The organism is Streptomyces sp. NPDC089919, assembly GCF_040684615.1.
In the GTDB taxonomy this organism is placed as follows: domain Bacteria; phylum Actinomycetota; class Actinomycetes; order Streptomycetales; family Streptomycetaceae; genus Streptomyces.
Genome location: NZ_JBFBGK010000021.1, coordinates 29,542 through 44,480, shown reverse-complemented (window position 1 = coordinate 44,480; position 14,939 = coordinate 29,542). Strand labels below are relative to the sequence as shown.

General features: G+C 73.4%; 15 protein-coding genes, 1 pseudogene and 1 riboswitch. Of the genes and pseudogenes, 4 read left to right on the top strand and 12 right to left on the bottom strand.

Translation table 11 applies throughout. From position 1 onward, the window contains the following. Positions 1-95: 95 nt before the first annotated feature. A complete protein-coding gene (locus AB0O40_RS12070) occupies positions 96-2,189 on the top strand; it encodes a PhoX family protein (protein WP_365038788.1) in 2,094 nt (697 codons plus the stop codon). A gap of 89 nt (positions 2,190-2,278) precedes the next feature. Here AB0O40_RS12070 and AB0O40_RS12065 read toward each other — a convergent pair whose 3' ends face one another. The 4 genes from AB0O40_RS12065 to AB0O40_RS12050 form a co-directional block, all read right to left on the bottom strand. Next, positions 2,279-3,514 carry a HAMP domain-containing sensor histidine kinase gene (locus AB0O40_RS12065; protein WP_365038786.1) on the bottom strand — a complete coding sequence of 412 codons (1,236 nt, stop codon included), beginning with the start codon at positions 3,512-3,514 and terminating at the stop codon, positions 2,279-2,281. A 1-nt stretch (position 3,515) separates the two neighbouring features. Beyond that, positions 3,516-4,235 (bottom strand): hypothetical protein, encoded by a 720-nt coding sequence (locus tag AB0O40_RS12060; RefSeq protein ID WP_365038783.1) that lies wholly within the window; start codon positions 4,233-4,235, stop codon positions 3,516-3,518. An 82-nt stretch (positions 4,236-4,317) separates the two neighbouring features. Continuing rightward, positions 4,318-6,309 (bottom strand): FUSC family protein, encoded by a 1,992-nt coding sequence (locus AB0O40_RS12055; RefSeq protein ID WP_365038909.1) that lies wholly within the window; start codon positions 6,307-6,309, stop codon positions 4,318-4,320. Between the two features lie 91 nt (positions 6,310-6,400). After that, entirely contained in the window at positions 6,401-7,246 is an 846-nt protein-coding gene (locus AB0O40_RS12050; RefSeq protein WP_365038780.1) for a hypothetical protein, read from the bottom strand. 152 nt (positions 7,247-7,398) lie between these two features. On the opposite strand from AB0O40_RS12050, the gene AB0O40_RS12045 reads away from it, so the two are divergent. After that, on the top strand, positions 7,399-7,797 hold the full coding sequence (locus tag AB0O40_RS12045) for a hypothetical protein (RefSeq protein WP_365038777.1): 399 nt from the start codon (positions 7,399-7,401) through the stop codon (positions 7,795-7,797). Positions 7,798-8,062: 265 nt separating this feature from the next. Next, positions 8,063-8,512, top strand: coding sequence for a GAF domain-containing protein (locus AB0O40_RS12040; RefSeq protein WP_365038774.1), 450 nt, complete (start codon positions 8,063-8,065; stop codon positions 8,510-8,512). Between the two features lie 16 nt (positions 8,513-8,528). Here the strand turns inward: AB0O40_RS12040 and AB0O40_RS12035 are convergent, their stop codons facing one another. The 3 genes from AB0O40_RS12035 to AB0O40_RS12025 all read right to left on the bottom strand — a co-directional run bounded on the left by AB0O40_RS12035 (position 8,529) and on the right by AB0O40_RS12025 (position 9,870). Further along, the gene (locus tag AB0O40_RS12035) at positions 8,529-8,798 is read right to left on the bottom strand and encodes a hypothetical protein (RefSeq protein ID WP_365038771.1); all 270 of its coding nucleotides are present in this window, start codon (positions 8,796-8,798) and stop codon (positions 8,529-8,531) included. A gap of 71 nt (positions 8,799-8,869) precedes the next feature. Further along, positions 8,870-9,628 (bottom strand): CbtA family protein, encoded by a 759-nt coding sequence (locus tag AB0O40_RS12030; RefSeq protein ID WP_365038768.1) that lies wholly within the window; start codon positions 9,626-9,628, stop codon positions 8,870-8,872. Between the two features lie 23 nt (positions 9,629-9,651). Continuing rightward, positions 9,652-9,870 (bottom strand): CbtB domain-containing protein, encoded by a 219-nt coding sequence (locus AB0O40_RS12025; RefSeq protein ID WP_365038765.1) that lies wholly within the window; start codon positions 9,868-9,870, stop codon positions 9,652-9,654. Positions 9,871-9,905: 35 nt separating this feature from the next. Further along, positions 9,906-10,040: riboswitch (cobalamin riboswitch) on the bottom strand. A 5-nt stretch (positions 10,041-10,045) separates the two neighbouring features. On the opposite strand from AB0O40_RS12025, the gene AB0O40_RS12020 reads away from it, so the two are divergent. Continuing rightward, positions 10,046-10,486 (top strand): histidine phosphatase family protein, encoded by a 441-nt coding sequence (locus tag AB0O40_RS12020; RefSeq protein WP_365038762.1) that lies wholly within the window; start codon positions 10,046-10,048, stop codon positions 10,484-10,486. A gap of 119 nt (positions 10,487-10,605) precedes the next feature. Here AB0O40_RS12020 and AB0O40_RS12015 read toward each other — a convergent pair. From AB0O40_RS12015 to AB0O40_RS11995, 5 genes and pseudogenes are all read right to left on the bottom strand, one after another. Continuing rightward, positions 10,606-10,936, bottom strand: a pseudogene (locus AB0O40_RS12015) (GNAT family N-acetyltransferase); the annotation flags it as partial. 68 nt (positions 10,937-11,004) lie between these two features. Then, the gene (gene pucL / locus AB0O40_RS12010) at positions 11,005-11,922 is read right to left on the bottom strand and encodes a factor-independent urate hydroxylase (protein ID WP_365038759.1); all 918 of its coding nucleotides are present in this window, start codon (positions 11,920-11,922) and stop codon (positions 11,005-11,007) included. A 261-nt stretch (positions 11,923-12,183) separates the two neighbouring features. Further along, a complete protein-coding gene (locus AB0O40_RS12005) occupies positions 12,184-13,536 on the bottom strand; it encodes an aspartate aminotransferase family protein (RefSeq protein ID WP_365038906.1) in 1,353 nt (450 codons plus the stop codon). A 46-nt stretch (positions 13,537-13,582) separates the two neighbouring features. Further along, positions 13,583-14,323, bottom strand: coding sequence for a glucose 1-dehydrogenase (locus tag AB0O40_RS12000; RefSeq protein WP_365038756.1), 741 nt, complete (start codon positions 14,321-14,323; stop codon positions 13,583-13,585). A 138-nt stretch (positions 14,324-14,461) separates the two neighbouring features. After that, entirely contained in the window at positions 14,462-14,917 is a 456-nt protein-coding gene (locus AB0O40_RS11995) for a MarR family transcriptional regulator (RefSeq protein WP_365038753.1), read from the bottom strand. Positions 14,918-14,939: the final 22 nt, after the last annotated feature.

Below are 14,939 nucleotides of genomic sequence, written 5' to 3'. Positions count from 1 at the left end.
CCGGCCCCGCGTCCTCCTAGCGTCTCGGCTCGGATTTGGTTCCGACACGATGTCGGCGCGGCGAGCGCCCTCGTGCAGCCCACCGGAGGACATACGTGCGCAAGCTCCTGCCGCTCATCAGCACCCCGCACGCAGGCGGCCGTTCCGCTCTGACCTGCCGCTACCGCTGCGGTGACGCCTGCTTCCACGAGGTGCCGAACACCAGCGACAACGAGTACGTCGGCGATGTCATAGCCGGGGCGCTCTCGCGCCGGTCGATGCTGCGCACCGCCGCCGTGGTGACCGTGGCCGCCGCGGCCGGCACCACCGCCGTGGCCGGCCGGGGCGGCACGCAGGCCGTCGCGGCCGAGGGCGGCCTCGGCGCCGCTTCGGCCGCCGCCGAGCGCGCCGCCCGGGGCCTGCGCTTCACCGCGGTCGCCCCCAACACCGACGACAAGGTCACGGTCCCCGCGGGCTACGAGCAGAACGTGGTGATCCGCTGGGGCGAGCCGATCCTCCGCGGCGCCCCGGCCTTCGACCCGAAGAAGCAGACGGCGGCCGCCCAGGCCGGCCAGTTCGGCTACAACAACGACTTCCTGAGCCTGCTCCCGCTGGGCTCGGGCTACGAGCGCCAGCAGATCCTCGTCGCGAACCACGAGTACACCGACGAGAACCTGATGTTCGAGAAGTACGACCCGGCCAACCCGACCCGCGAGCAGGTCGAGGTCGCCTGGGCCGCGCACGGCCTCGGCGTGGTCGTGGTCCAGGAGGACCACCGCAGCGGCAAGCTGACCGCGGTCCGCCGCCACGAGCTCAACCGCCGCCTCACCGCGACCAGCCCGTTCCGCCTCACCGGCCCGGCCGCCGGCAGCGCGTACGTCAAGACCTCCGCCGACCCGGCCGGCACCACCGTGCTGGGCACCCTCAACAACTGCTCCGGCGGCACCACCCCGTGGGGCACCACGCTGCACGGCGAGGAGAACATCAACCAGTACTTCGCCAACGCCGGCACCGTGACCGAGCCGGTCCAGTCCGCCCGCCTGAAGCGCTACGGCATCACCCCCGGCGCCACCGAGCGCAAGTGGGAGCTCTTCGACAAGCGCTTCGACGTGGCGCAGGAGCCCAACGAGGTCAACCGCTTCGGCTACGTCGTCGAGCTGGACCCGTACGACCCGCAGTCGGTCCCGCGCAAGCACACCGCCCTGGGCCGCTTCAAGCACGAGGGCGCCCAGCCCCGCCTCACCGAGGACGGCCGCCCGGTCGTCTACATGGGCGACGACGAGCGCTTCGACTACTTCTACAAGTTCGTCTCCAGCAAGCGGATGAAGAAGGGCACCTCCCGGGCCGCCCGCGCGCACAACCTGACCCTGCTGGACGAGGGCACGCTGTACGTCGCGAAGCTCACCGGCGACTCCCCGGCCGCGGAGATCGACGGCAGCGGAAAGCTCCCCGCCGACGGGCAGTTCGACGGCACCGGCCAGTGGATCCCGCTCGCCACCGCCACCGCGGACGGCGCCGTCTCGCACGTCGAGGGCATGACGGCCGAGGAGGTGTACGTCTTCACCCGCCAGGCCGGCGACATCGTGGGCGCGACCAAGATGGACCGCCCCGAGGACATCGAGCCCTCGCCGCGCACCGGCCGCGTGTACGTGGTGCTCACCAACAACACCAACCGCGGTCTGCCCGGCAAGGCGGCGGCCGACGAGGCCAACCCGCGCAACGCCAACAAGCACGGCCAGATCCTGGAGCTCGCCGAGAACTTCGACGACCCGGCCTCGGACGGCTTCGCCTGGCGGCTGTTCCTGGTCGCGGGCGACCCCAACGACCCGGCCACCTACTTCGCCGGCTTCCCGAAGGACAAGGTCAGCCCGATCTCCTGCCCGGACAACGTCGCCTTCGACCCGCACGGCAACCTGTGGATCTCCACCGACGGCAACCAGCTCGGCTCCCACGACGGCCTGTTCGGCGTCGCCACCGCCGGTGAGCGGCGCGGTGAGCTGAAGCAGTTCCTGACCGTCCCGCGCGGCGCCGAGACCTGCGGCCCGCTGGTCCAGGACCGCCGGGTGCTGGTCGCGGTGCAGCACCCGGGCGAGATCGACGGCGCCTCGGTGGAGAACCCGCAGTCGGTGTGGCCCGACGGCCCGGGCAAGATCGTCCGTCCCGCGGTGGTCTCGGTGTGGCGCACGGACGGCAAGAACATCGGCGTCTGAGCCTGATATGTCCCCGATGTCGGGGAGTTGGGTGATCCGGGGGTGTGTTTCACGTGAAACACACGCCCGGACACCCCCGGACCGCCGGCTCAACTGCCGTCCAGCGGAACCTTCACCGGTAGCCGCAGGGTCGTCACCGCGCCCCCGTCCGGCGCGTTGGCGAACTCCAGCCCGATCTCCAGCACCTCGGCCTGGCCGGCGACGATGGTCAGCCCCAGGCCGTGGCCCTTGCCCCGGCCCGGATCCCCGGTGCGGAAGCGGCGGGGCCCGCTCGCGATCAGCTCCTCGGGGTAGCCGGGGCCGTGGTCGCGGACCCGGATCACCGGTCCGTCCACGGTGACCTCGACGGGTGGTTCCCCGTGCCGGTGCGCGTTGACGATGAGGTTGGCGAGGATCCGGTCCAGCCGGCGCCGGTCCGTGAGGACCACGGCGTCGGTGACCACCCGCACCTCGGCGGCCAGCCGGGTCGCGCCGACGGCCCGCTCGACCGCCGGACCGAGCTCGCACCGCCCGAGGTCCGCCCGCTCCACCCCGGAGTCCAGCCGGGAGATCTCCAACAGGTCCTCGGTGAGGGCGTGCAGGGCGTTCAACCGGTCGACGATCATCTCCTTGGGCCGGCCCTCGGGCAGCAGCCCGGCCGCCGCCAGTGAGCCGGTGAGCGGGGTGCGCAGCTCGTGGGCCACGTCGGCGGTGAACCGCTTCTCGGCCTCCAGCCGGCTCTGCAGGGCCCCCGCCATGGAATCCAGGGCCACCGCGACGTCCCGTACCTCGTCGTCGCGGCGGCGGCTGCCGGTGGGGAAGCCCACCCGGGCGTCCAGGTCGCCCTGGGAGATCCGCCGGGCCACCGCGGCGGTGGCGGCGAGCCGGCTGCTGATCCGGCTCGCGAGGAAGAGACCGGCGAGCGCCACCAGTCCCGCGGCCAGCGCCGCCGAGGCGAGGATCGCCATGTCGATGTCGGTCAGCCGCCGACGGGTGCCCTCGTACGGCAGCCAGACCGCCAGGGCCTTGCCGTCGGCGGGGGCGGCCGCCCACATCACCGGCTTCCCGCCGTGTTCGCCGGTCATGGAGCCGGTGTCCCCGCGCGCCACCAGCTGCTTCAGTTCCCCGGGCAGGTCCGGCGGGTCCAGGGAGCTGTTCACATCGCCGTGGCTGGTGCCGTACTGGTAGTGCCCCAGGGCGTGGTCGAGCTGGGCCAGGGTGTCCTTGCGCACCTCGCCGACCAGCTGCCGGGCCACGACGTTGTGCACGAGGATGCCCAGGACGAAGGCCACCGCGCAGCACACCGCGGTGATGGTGACGGCGATCTTCCAGCGCAGGCTGCCCACGTCAGGGGCCGCTCTGCGGGCAGGAGGCGCCGCTGCTCTTGGCGCCGGGGCAGTCGTCGAGGGTGACCTGCGAGAGGACCATGGCCTTCGCCTGCGCGTCCCAGACGTAGTCGGAGATGGCCACCAGGGCCGGGTTGGAGGTGGGTTCCCGCACCGCCAGGTGCTCGGCGGCCACCTCCACGCCCTCCAGGACTCCCCGCCGGGCGAGCACCCGGGTCACCTTCCCGTCCCGCAGGGTGTAGACCCGCAGCTCGGTGAGGCGCCCGTCCACGTCCACGGCCGTGATCAGGTCGTCCTTCCCGTCCCCGGTGAGGTCGTAGTAGACCGGCGGGCGGACCGGGCAGCCCGGGTCCGGTTTCCCGCTCTGCGCGCACAGCGCCAGCCGCTGGACGGTCCGGGGGTCGGCGAGCCGGCCGGTGCCGGTGTCCTCGCGGGTGGCCGCGGAGACGTCGGCCCGCAGGATGCCGAGCACGTCGGCCTCGTGCAGGTCCCCGCCGGGCACCGCCGGGGCCCCCGGGACCACCACGGACTCCCCGGCCTTCTGCCCGGGCCCCAGGGGCGACGGATGGCTGTCCGGCCACAGGGTCAACGGCGCGCGCACCTCCCCCAGGTCCCCCTCGCTGCGCAGCCCCTCCTCGTCCGCGCACCCCGCGAGGGCCCCCACCAGCACCAGCCCGCACAGGACCCGGGCGCCGCGGGGGGACGAGCTGCGCAGGGGCATGCTCCGATGCTGCCCCGGGCCGGGGGACGGGGCTTGGGGGGTGGGCCGGACGGGTGAGGGGCCGGGCCGGGAGCCGCCCCGGTCAGAGCTTCGCCACCGCGATGGCGCAGGCCCCCGCCACCTCCTGCCGCAACGGTCCCAACACCCCGTCGTCGGGGTCCGGGGCCTGGTCCGGGCCGGGGCCCGGGACCGGGGCGGGGGTACCCTCGCGGACCGCCACGGCCAGCGCCCGCAACCGCCCCGCCAGCTCGGCCACCTCCGCCGCCCCCGGCTCGGCCGCACCGAAGTTGACCCGTACCCGCGCCGCCGTGGTCGCGTCCACCACCCGCTCCACCGCCACCACCAGCGGCCACCACGCCGCCGCCCGCGGACCGGTGGGCGGCGGTTCGGTCAGGGCCCGCTGGAACTCCGAGCGCACCGCGGACATGTCCCGGTAGATCCGCCGCCGGGCCTGGATCCGTGCCACCCGCGCGGCCCGCAGCGCCTCCGGGTCCCCGTCCACCCCGGTGCGGAAGGACTGCTCGACGTACCGGGCGGCGTCGTCCACCGCGTCGGCCAGCCGGAGCCCGATCCGGGTGCGCCAGCTCTCGGGCCACAGCAGGTACCCGGCGACCAGGGTGATCGCACAGCCGATCAGCGAGTCCAGCAGCCGGGGCCGGATCAGGTCGAAGCCCTGGTGGTTGAGGAGGTCCGACAGGAGCAGGATCACCGGGGTGATCGCCGCGGTCTGGAAGGCGTATCCCTTGGCCGAGAAGGCCGGGATCAGCGCGGCCAGCACCGCCAGGACCGGTACGTCCCACCAGCCGCGCGGGACCTCCGCGAGCACGCCCGCGGCCAGCACCAGCCCGAGCGCGGTGCCCACCGCCCGCATCACGGCCCGGGAGAAGACCGAGCCGAAGTCCGGCTTGAGGACGAAGGTGACGGTCAGCGCCACCCAGTACGAGCGCTCCACCTCCACCAGTGACACCAGGGACTGGGCCAGCCCGATGCACAGCGCCAGCCGCAGCCCGTAGCGCCAGCTGTCACCGGAGAGCATCACCCCCCGCACCGCCCGGCGCAGCCGGATCCGCAGCGCGGCGGGGCGGCCCAGCCGGTCGTCGACGTTGTACGGGTCCGGGTCCGGTTCGTGCACGATGGCCGCCGCGTGCCGCAGCGCCCCGTCCAGGGCCCGTTCGGCCGGCGTGGCCGGGTCCGGCAGCAGGAGGGGTTCCGGGGTGCCGGTGCGGCCCTCCTCGACCGCGTCGGCCAGGGCGCGGACCGCGGCGGGCAGTTCGGGCGGCAGCGGGCGCCCGCGCTGGTGCACCGCCGGCGCCGCCTCCACCAGCGGGATGACCACGTTGAGCTGGGCCAGCAGCCGGACCAGGGCGGGGCTGCGCCCGTGCACCCGGGCGCGGCGGGCCAGCACCAGGTCGTAGGCGTGGTTGAGGGCCGCGGTCGTCGCGTGCCGGCGGTCGTCGTACCCGGCGCCGCCGGCCGCCTCCAGCAGCGCGGCCAGCGCCCGGTAGGTGCCGGCCACCGCGGACCGCTCCGGCCCCCGGCCGCGCAGCGGCCACCCCAGCAGGCTCAGCAGCAGGACGAACAGCCCGCCCGCGGTGAGCAGCAGCGGCGCGGTCCACCAGGGCTCCGGCATCGCCAGACCCGCCCCGACCACGGCGTTCAGCAGGAGCAGCAGCCCGGAGACCGAGGCGACGGTGCCGATCGAGGAGATCATCCCGGAGACCAGCGCGATCAGCGTCAGCGCGGTGACGGCCAGCCAGCCGTGGCCGTAGACCAGGGTGCCGAGGGTGACGCCCACCGCGCCGAAGAGCTGCGGCACGGCGATGTTGAAGACCCGCATCCGGTACGCGTCGGCGGTGTCGCCGATCACCCCCGACAGGGCGCCCATCGAGGCGAGCGCGCCGTACTCCGGTTCCCCGGCGGCGATGCCCACCGCCAGCGGCACCGCCAGCGCGACGCCCGCGCGGAGCACCGCGGCCCAGGGGACCGGGGCGGAGCCCGGCCGCAGGCCGCCCAGCAGCCAGGCGGGCGGGGCCAGCGGATGCGGCCGGGAAGGGGCCGGCCGTGCCTCGTGCATGCTCATTCCGCTTCCGTGGCTCCCGGTCCGTGGTGCAGTGCCGTGCGCGCCGGCGCTTCGCGAATCGTTCCTTCCCCGTACAGAACCGAGCTTATGGGGTGCGGGTGCGCCGTCGGAGCCCGGCCAGCCACGCGCCCAGGGCCAGCGCCACGCCGGCGGCCAGCACCACCCAGGCCGTGGTCCGCAGGAAGGCCGTCAGCGCGTCGTAGACCGCCCCGGCGGCGTCCCGGTCCACATCGGCCGGCAGGTCGTCCAGGGTCAGTCCGCGCAGCAGCGGCACCGCGGCCGCCAGCAGCAGTGCCCCCGCAGCCAGCCCCACCCCGGCGGCGACCAGGGTGGTCCGGCGCCGGGCCGAGAGGGCGACCGCGGCCGCGGTCAGCACCAGGGCCCCGACGGGCAGCCAGATCCCGGCGATCTGGAGCACGTGGAAGCCCCGGCGGAGCGCACCCAGGTTCTCGTACTCCATGACCGTGATCACCGTGTGCGATTCGGGGATGTGCTCGACGAAGGGCACCCCGTCCGCCGCCAGGTCGTCCTTGACCTGCGCGATCACCGGTGCCAGGTCGACCGAGACCTTGTTGCCCGTACCGCTGTCGAGCGAGGTGAAGAAGGCCGCGTGGGCGGCGCGGTTGGCGGCGTTCCAGGCGGTCCGGAAGGACGCGGTGCCCACGAACGAGTCGACCGCCTCGCCCAGCAGGGCCCGTACCGCGGGCTGGAAGGGGCCCGCGTCGAGCTGCCCGTCGATGGCCTCGGTGGCCTGCCGGGCCACCGCGCCGCGCACCTTCGGATTCCCCGCGAGCGGGGACATCGCGGCCACGTAGGCGTCCTCGTCGGCCAGCACGCGGTCGGCCCAGACCGCGGTGGCGCCCAGCGGTACGAGGACGGCCAGCAGCGCGACCAGGACGCCGTTGAGCACCGGGGTCAGAGAACTCCGCACGGCACCAGGGAAAGCCCGCCGCCCGGCCCGCCGCCACCGGGGCTGCTGCGGCCGGGTGAGGCGTTGATCCACTTGCCGGTACCGGGACCCGGGTGTGCCCTGGAGGGTGGGGAGGCCGGGCCGTGCGGCGCGGCCACCGAAAGGAGCGCGTCATGGCACACGCGGCACCCACCGCCCCCGGGCGGCAGATCGGCGGCATGAGGAGCATGGGCGGCGGGGCGCTGGCCCTCCCCCTGGTGCTCGGCCTGCTCTACGGCGTCTACGCGGCCTTCATGAAGCGCGACCAGAGCGCGGTCACCGTGGGCAACGTCTTCTACGGGATCCTCTGCGGCGCGGTCTTCGCCGTGCTGCTCTTCGGGCTCCGGCAGATGGGGCGCGGGATACCGCAGGAGCTGCGGGCCGCGGCCTGGGGCGCCTTCGCGGGCATCGCGATCGGCTACCTGTACAGCATGGTCGGCTTCAGCCTCTGGCGGACCGTGGTGGTCGCGCTGGCCGTGGCCGTGCCGACGACGGTATACTTCATGTACCGCTACCACACCCGCGAGCCGTAGCGCCGGGCCGAGCCGTAGCGCCGGACCGAGGCCCGGCCCCGGGTCCGTACTTTCGGCCGGACGATCCGGGACGAAAGCCCGATACCGGGCGGCGCGGGCTTCCCGGAGACTGGTTCGTGGCGCCGGTTCCCGTGCCCCGTGGTCGAACCTCACGTGACCACTCTCCGTTGCCGAGGGCATCGGGGACCGGCGCTTCCCCCTACCCGGTCGAGGGCCGCTCGAGGACCCAGCGGGGATCGAGCGGGCCCCGGACATACTGCCCACCATGACCGAGACTGCGTACACGACGGACCCCGCGGACACCTCCCACGCCGGTGGCGCGGAGGCCTGGCTGCGGGAGTGGATCGAGGCCCACGGCGGGGTGGCCGGCACCGTGCACCTGCGCCAGGACGAGGACATGGTCCTGGCCGCCGCGGTGAACATCCCCCCGAAGGTGGTCGCGATCGTCGGCCTGGTGCCCAAGGGCAAGGGCATGTGCGGCCTGGCCTTCGAGCGGGACGAGCCGGTGTCGACCTGCAACCTGAAGACCGACGAGACCGGGGACGTGCGGCCGGGTGCCCGGGCGGTCGACGCCAACGCCGCCGTGGCCATCCCGGTGCACGGCCCGGACGGCGCGGTGCGGGGCGTCGCGGGCATCGCCTTCCTCGGCGAGCGGGACATGGACGAGGCCGAACTCGCCCAGCTCCGCCGGGAGGCCGAGGCGCTGCCGCTCTAGCGGGCCGCCGCGGGCGTCAGGCGGCGGTGGCGAAACCCGCCGCCATGGCCGCCGCGCCCAGCACCACGGCCGCCAGGTGCACGCCGGCGTGCCCGTAGTCGCCGTACACCAGCTGCCGGACCAGCCCGCCGAGGGCGGTCAGGGTGGTGACGATGGCGATCTGGGGGACGAGCAGGACGTGGAGGAAGGGCACGAGCGCCAGCAGTAAGGCGTTCAGCCACAAGGGTGCGGAGCCGGTCCAGCCGTGCCACTGCCACACACCGGTCTTCTCGATCTGCACGCTCACGGCGCCGCCCCCGGGTAACTCGCCTCGTTGAAAGGCCTGTTGTACCCGAAGGGGCGGCGTCCGAAGTAGCCTCAGGACACGACGGCCGCAGATTCGCGGGCTGCGGCGGCCGGGGCCGGCTGGAGCAGGCGCTGGGCCAACTCGCCGAAGACCAGCCCGAAGACGGCCCAGAGGGTGGCCTGGATCGCCAGCGAGGCGAGCCGGAACTGCCACATGAGGGTGGCCGGGAAGTCGGCCGGGACCTCGTTGACCGCGGGCAGGAAGGCGTACGCCAGCCCGATCGCGGCCACGAAGGCCACGCCCGCGACGACACTGGCGTGCCAGTTGCCCAGGCGCGGCGCCAGCCGCCGGCCGAGGATCACGGCGCCGGCCGCGAGCAGCAGGCTCAGCGCGATCATCAGCAGGTACAGGGTGGTGCGCTCGCCGACGGTGTCGGGGTCGCCCACCGACGGCGGGTTGGCCGGGTACTTGAAGAACGGCACCAGCGTGACGGCGACGAACGCCCCCACCGCCACCAGCGCGACGGTGGCCCGGGCGTGGAACCGCCCGATCCGGCCGAGCAGGAAGCAGGTGACCAGCGCGGCGATGCCGCCCAGGGCCACCCCGAAGAGCACCACGCCGGTGGTCAGGCCCGCGGTGGACTGCAGGGCCCGGCTGACCAGTTCCTCGCCGTGCTCGTGCCCGGCGGCCTCGTGCGCCTCCTCGAAGGCGATGGCGGAGTCCACCCGGGGCTCGCCCAGGAGGTAGGAGACGAGGGCGGCGAACAGGCTCGCCACCAGGCCCGCGACCATGCCGCGGACCAGGAGGGCGCGTACCGAGACGGAGTTCACGATCGGCGTTCCTCCGCGGTGGGTCAGTGGCAGGGGAAGCCGAGGAGGTGGCGGCCGTCGTGCATCCACTCGTGGATGGTCTCGCCCTGGAAGACCGAGGTGGCGCCCTGCTCGGCGCCCACGAAGTAGAGCATCACGAGCATCAGGACGCCGACGAAGACGGCCCACGGGGCCAGTTCCTTCAGCGAGACGGGGGCGACGGCCGGAACCGCGGTCGTCGCGGGCGCAGTCGACTGAGCCATGGCAGAACCTCCAGGGGGAACACGCGTCCCGGTCAGTGGTGCACTAGCCGACGGTTACGGGTCTGACTCATCCCCGGGGGGACTCACAGTGGCGCGACCGTGCCGGATTCTCACCGGTACTTCCGTCATACCGTCGTCATGTCGTTCGCGACCGTACCGCGTTTATGCTGCGCTTATGAACCCCTCAACGGTACGAGTTGTCCTGGTCACACCAGCGATGCAGCGTTCGTCGAGGGAACACCGTTTCGAGCCCGCCGGACCCTTCGCGATGGACGCCGGGGAGTGGACCGGACGGACCCTGGACGAGGTCGCCGCGGCGGATCCCGCCGCGCTCCACAACTGGCTCACCGACCCCGCCTACGCGCCCCCCGGCGGCGAGTCCGTCGAGACGCTGGTCGCCCGGGCCGGCGCCTGGCTGGCCGGACTCGAGCCCGGTACGCACCGGATCACCGCGGCCCAGGCCTTCGTCCGGGCCGCGGTGGTGCACGCACTGGACCTCCCGCCCGCCGTCTTCTGGCGACTGGACGCCCGCCCCGCCACGGCCACCGAACTCACCGGCCGAACCGGCCGCTGGAACCTCCGCCTGGGCGTCCCGGACGCCGAGCCCGCCTCCTAGGACCTGTCCGGGGATCAAACCGGGCTCGATCCTGGGGACTCGGTACCGCCGGGGTGGTCCGGAGCCGCCCCGCCGGACCGGACGCCGATCGGCTTGCGGTAGCGGACGTATTCGTTCCTGCGCCGGTACCCGGCTGCGAGCAGCAGCTCCGTCGCATCCTTCTCGGAGGCCATGGCGTTCGCGCCGAACACGGCCGTCCGTGCGGTTCCATGGTGCTGCACGAGCCGACGGATGCGGGCCTCGGCCCAGTCCAGCATGGCCGAGCCGATGCCCGCACCGCGGTGCTCGGGCAGCAGGTAGCCGCGGTGCAGGTACAGCCAGGTCCCGTCCCGCACAGCCCAGCCGCACCGCGACCATCGCGCCGTGGTCCTCGGCGCCGCGATACGGCCGGAAGAGGCAGCTGGGCTGCCGTCCCGGCGAGCCGTTGCCGCTGCCGCCGTTCTCGCTCATGCCGAAGCCTCCCGCTCCGTCGGGCACGTGGTCAGCGAGCGTGGGCCGTGCCGGCCGGACGCCGGGTCCTAGGCGGTGATCCAGTCGCTGGTGGCGATGACCGGGGTCACGCCGTCGCGGTGGATGGTGCCCTCGATCAGGCCGTACATGCGGTCGGCCGCGTAGTAGACCTCGTTGTCGTTCTTGAGGCCGAAGGGCTCGAGGTCCACCAGGAAGTGGTGCTTGTTGGGGAGGTTCAGCCGGACCTCGTTGACCCGGGGGCAGTTGTCGAGGACCCGCTCGGCCATGGCGTTCAGCGTCTGCTGGAGCGAGTACGAGTAGGTCTCGGCGAAGGCCTCGAGCATGTGCTTGCGCACCTTCTTGTACGAGGCGTCCCAGTCGGTGGCCGGGTCGTCGGAGGCGAGCGCCGAATGCGCCCAGCGGGAGGTCACCTTGGTCGCCAGGATGCGGTCGTGCGCCTCCTGGAGGGTGGTGTACCTGTCCTTGATGAAGCCGTGGAACTCGGAGTTGGTGGAGTTCATCACCGTCAGGTCCTTCAGGCCGGAGATGACCTGGAGGCCGGTGGTCTCGCTGTAGGTGATCTGCGCGGTGCGCACCTCCTGGCCCTTGCGGACGAAGGAGTGCTGCTCCTTGCGGGTCGGCACCGGGATGCGGTCCCAGCCGTACTCCTCGATGCGGATCTGCGCCTCGCGGATCGGCGACTGGGAGGAGACGAAGTGCTTGGCGAGCAGGATCCCGAAGGCCTCGGGCGAGTCGACGCCGTGCTCCTTGGCGAAGGCGTAGACGGTGTTCTTCGTCGTGTCCGTCGGCAGGCAGTTGGCGTTGTCGCCGGTCAGGTGCACGTCGCGGAACTCGCCGCGGAGCGCGACCGAGACGTTGAGGTCGCGGATCTCGTGCCAGGAACCGTCGTTGCCCTTGCGGGTGACCTTGACGATGCGGTTCTCGGCCTTGCCGTACTGGTTCTGGGCCAGGACGTGCTTGCTCATGGCTGACTTCCTTCGGGTCTACGGAGTCCGGCTGACTGGATCCCGTACGCCCGGCGTCCGGCGGCCGTGCCGATCTGCTGCCCGGCCCGCCCCCCGCCGTTCGGTCCGCGAAGGACCGCCCCGGGACTGACGTGCATCCCGGTCCGTAGGTGCTGCTCCGGATTGCAACACGGCCGTCAGGGGTTCGGCCCGGCGCGGATCCTCCGAGACGGCCGCCGGTTCCTGGTGGGAACCGACGACCGGCCGGGGGCTCGTCCGGAGTCAGTCCATCAGCGCGTCGGTGACGGACAGGGCCTCGTCCAGCACCGCCAGCCCCTCCTTGGCCTCCGCCTCGGAGAGGGTGCACGGGGGCGCGATGTGGGTGCGGTTCATGGTGGTCAGCGGCCACAGCCCGCGCTCGCGGCAGGCCGCGGCGAAGGCGTTGACCGGCGCCATGGCCGCGCCGGCGGCGCCGTACGGCACCAGGGGCTCCCGGGTCTCCCGGTTGCGTACGAGCTCCAGCGCCCAGAAGGTGCCCAGGCCCCGCACCTCGCCCACGGAGGGGTGCCGCCCGGCCAGCTCCCGCAGCCCCGGGCCCAGCACCCGCTCGCCGATCCGGGCGGAGTGCCCGATGACGTCCTCCTCCGCCATGGTGGTGATGGTGGCGACCGCGGCCGCGCAGGCCAGCGGGTGACCGGAGTAGGTCAGGCCGCCCGGGTAGGGGCGGGTGGCGAAGGTGTCGGCGATCTCCGGGGAGATGGCCACGCCGCCGAGCGGGACGTAGCCGGAGTTGACGCCCTTGGCGAAGGTCAGCAGGTCGGGGGTGACGTCCCAGTGCTCGGCGGCGAACCACCGGCCGGTGCGGCCGAAGCCGACCATGACCTCGTCCAGGACGAAGACGATCCCGTACCGGTCGCAGAGCGCGCGCACCCCCGCCAGGTAGCCCGCCGGCGGCACCAGGACGCCGGAGGAGCCCGGGACGGTCTCCAGCACGATCGCGGCGATCGAGGACGAGCCCTCGAAGACGATGGTGTCCTCGAGGTGTTGGAGGGCCCGCTGGCACTCCTCGGCCTCGGTGGTGGCGTGGAAGGGCGAGCGGTAGAGGAACGGCCCCCAGAAGTGGACCGTGCCGGCCGTGCCGGTGTCCGAGCCCCAACGGCGCGGGTCCCCGGTGATGTTGATCGCCCCGGAGGTGGCCCCGTGGTACGAGCGGTAGGTACTGAGGACCTTGGGGCGGCCGGTGTGCAGCCGGGCCATCCGGACGGCGTTCTCGATCGCCTCGGCGCCGCCGTTGGTGAAGAAGATCTTGTCGAGCTCGCCCGGGGTGCGCTCGGCGATGAGGCGTGCGGCCTCGGAGCGCGACTCCACGGCGAAGCCGGGGGCCAGGGTGCAGAGCTTCCCGGCCTGCTCCTGGATGGCCGCGACCACCTTGGGGTGCTGGTAGCCGAGGTTGGTGTAGACGAGGGCGCTGGTGAAGTCGAGGTACCGGTTGCCGTCGAAGTCCCAGAGGTAGGAGCCCTGGGCGCCTTCGATGGGCAGCGGGTCGATCAGGGCCTGGGCGGACCAGGAGTGGAAGACGTGCCCCCGGTCGCCGGCCCGGACCCGGTCGCGGGCCGCCCGGCGGGCGTCGGCCACGGTGGGGGCGGTGGGGTGCGGCGCGTGCCGGGGGTCCTGCGCGTGCTCAGACAATGTGCCGGCCTCCGTCGACGGTGAGGACGTCGCCGGTGGTGTAGCCGGCGTTGACCAGGTACCAGGCGGCCTCGGCCACGTCCTCGGGGGTCCCGACGCGCTGCAGGGGGGTGTTGGCGGTGATCCAGTCCCGGGAGCTCTCCCAGACCTCGTCCGCGCCCTCGTACCAGGGGGTGTCGATCAGCCCGGGCGCGATCGCGTTGACCCGGATCCCGGGGCCGAGCTGGGAGGCCAGCAGGCGGGTCATGTGGTTGACCGCGGCCTTGGAGACCGCGTAGGGCACCGAACTGCCCAGCGCCCGGGTCGCCGACACCGACGAGACGTTGACGACCGAACCGGCCCCGGACGCCTTCAGGTGCGGCACCGCGGCCGTGGTCAGCTGCCAGGCGCCGATCACGTTCACCTCGAAGATGTCCCGCCAGGCCGCGCCGTCGGCCGCCTCCAGGTCGGACAGCGGGATGAAGCGCGTGGTGCCCGCGTTGTTCACCAGCACGTCCAGCCGCCCGAAGGCCGCCACCGCCTCGGCCACGATCCGCCGCGCGTCCGCCGCGTCCGACACGTCGCCCTGCACGTACACGGCCTCCGGCAGCTCCGCGGCCAGCGCCTTCCCCGCCGCCTCGCTGCGCGCCGAGTTCACCACGACCCGCAGGCCCTCGGCGGCCAGCCGGCGGGCGACGGCCGCTCCGATGCCGGACGAGGATCCTGTGATCAGCGCGACGCGACTCTCACTCATGCAGTGCCTCCGGGACGGTGCCGACGGGGTGCCGACGGGCTGGTCAGGAGCCGGGAAGCATAGCCGATGTACCGCTGTACGGAAATGTGTTTCCGACATACGGAATATGAAGGAGGTGTCGCGGCCCGGGCCGCCGCGTCAGAGGGCCGTCTCGAAGAAGGTCAGGTCCTCGATCAGCCGGGTCAGGACGGCGGGCGGCAGGGTCCCGCCGAGCAGTTCGCGCAGCTGGGCGGTGTGCGCCTGGAGGGCGCGGTGCAGCTTCTCCCGTCCCAGCGGGGTGTGCCGGAGCAGGAAGCCGCGGCCGTCCGCGGGGTCCGGTTCGCGGCTGATCAGGCCCTTGGCGAGGGCTCGCGCCACCAGGCGGGTGGTGCCGCTGGAGGTCAGGCCGATGGCCTCGCCGAGCGGGGCCGCCTGGGCGGTGTGGCCCGGCTGCTGCCAGAGCCGCAGCAGCAGTTCGAACTCGGGGCCCTCCAGGCCGGAGGCGGCGGCCATGACCGGCCGGGTGCGGTTGTGCAGCAGGTGCACCACGCGACTGAGGTGTCCCAGCAGGCGTACGCCGTCCGTCGCCGCCAGGGCCTCGATGCTCTCTCCCATGGGGGTCATCCTCGGCTATCGC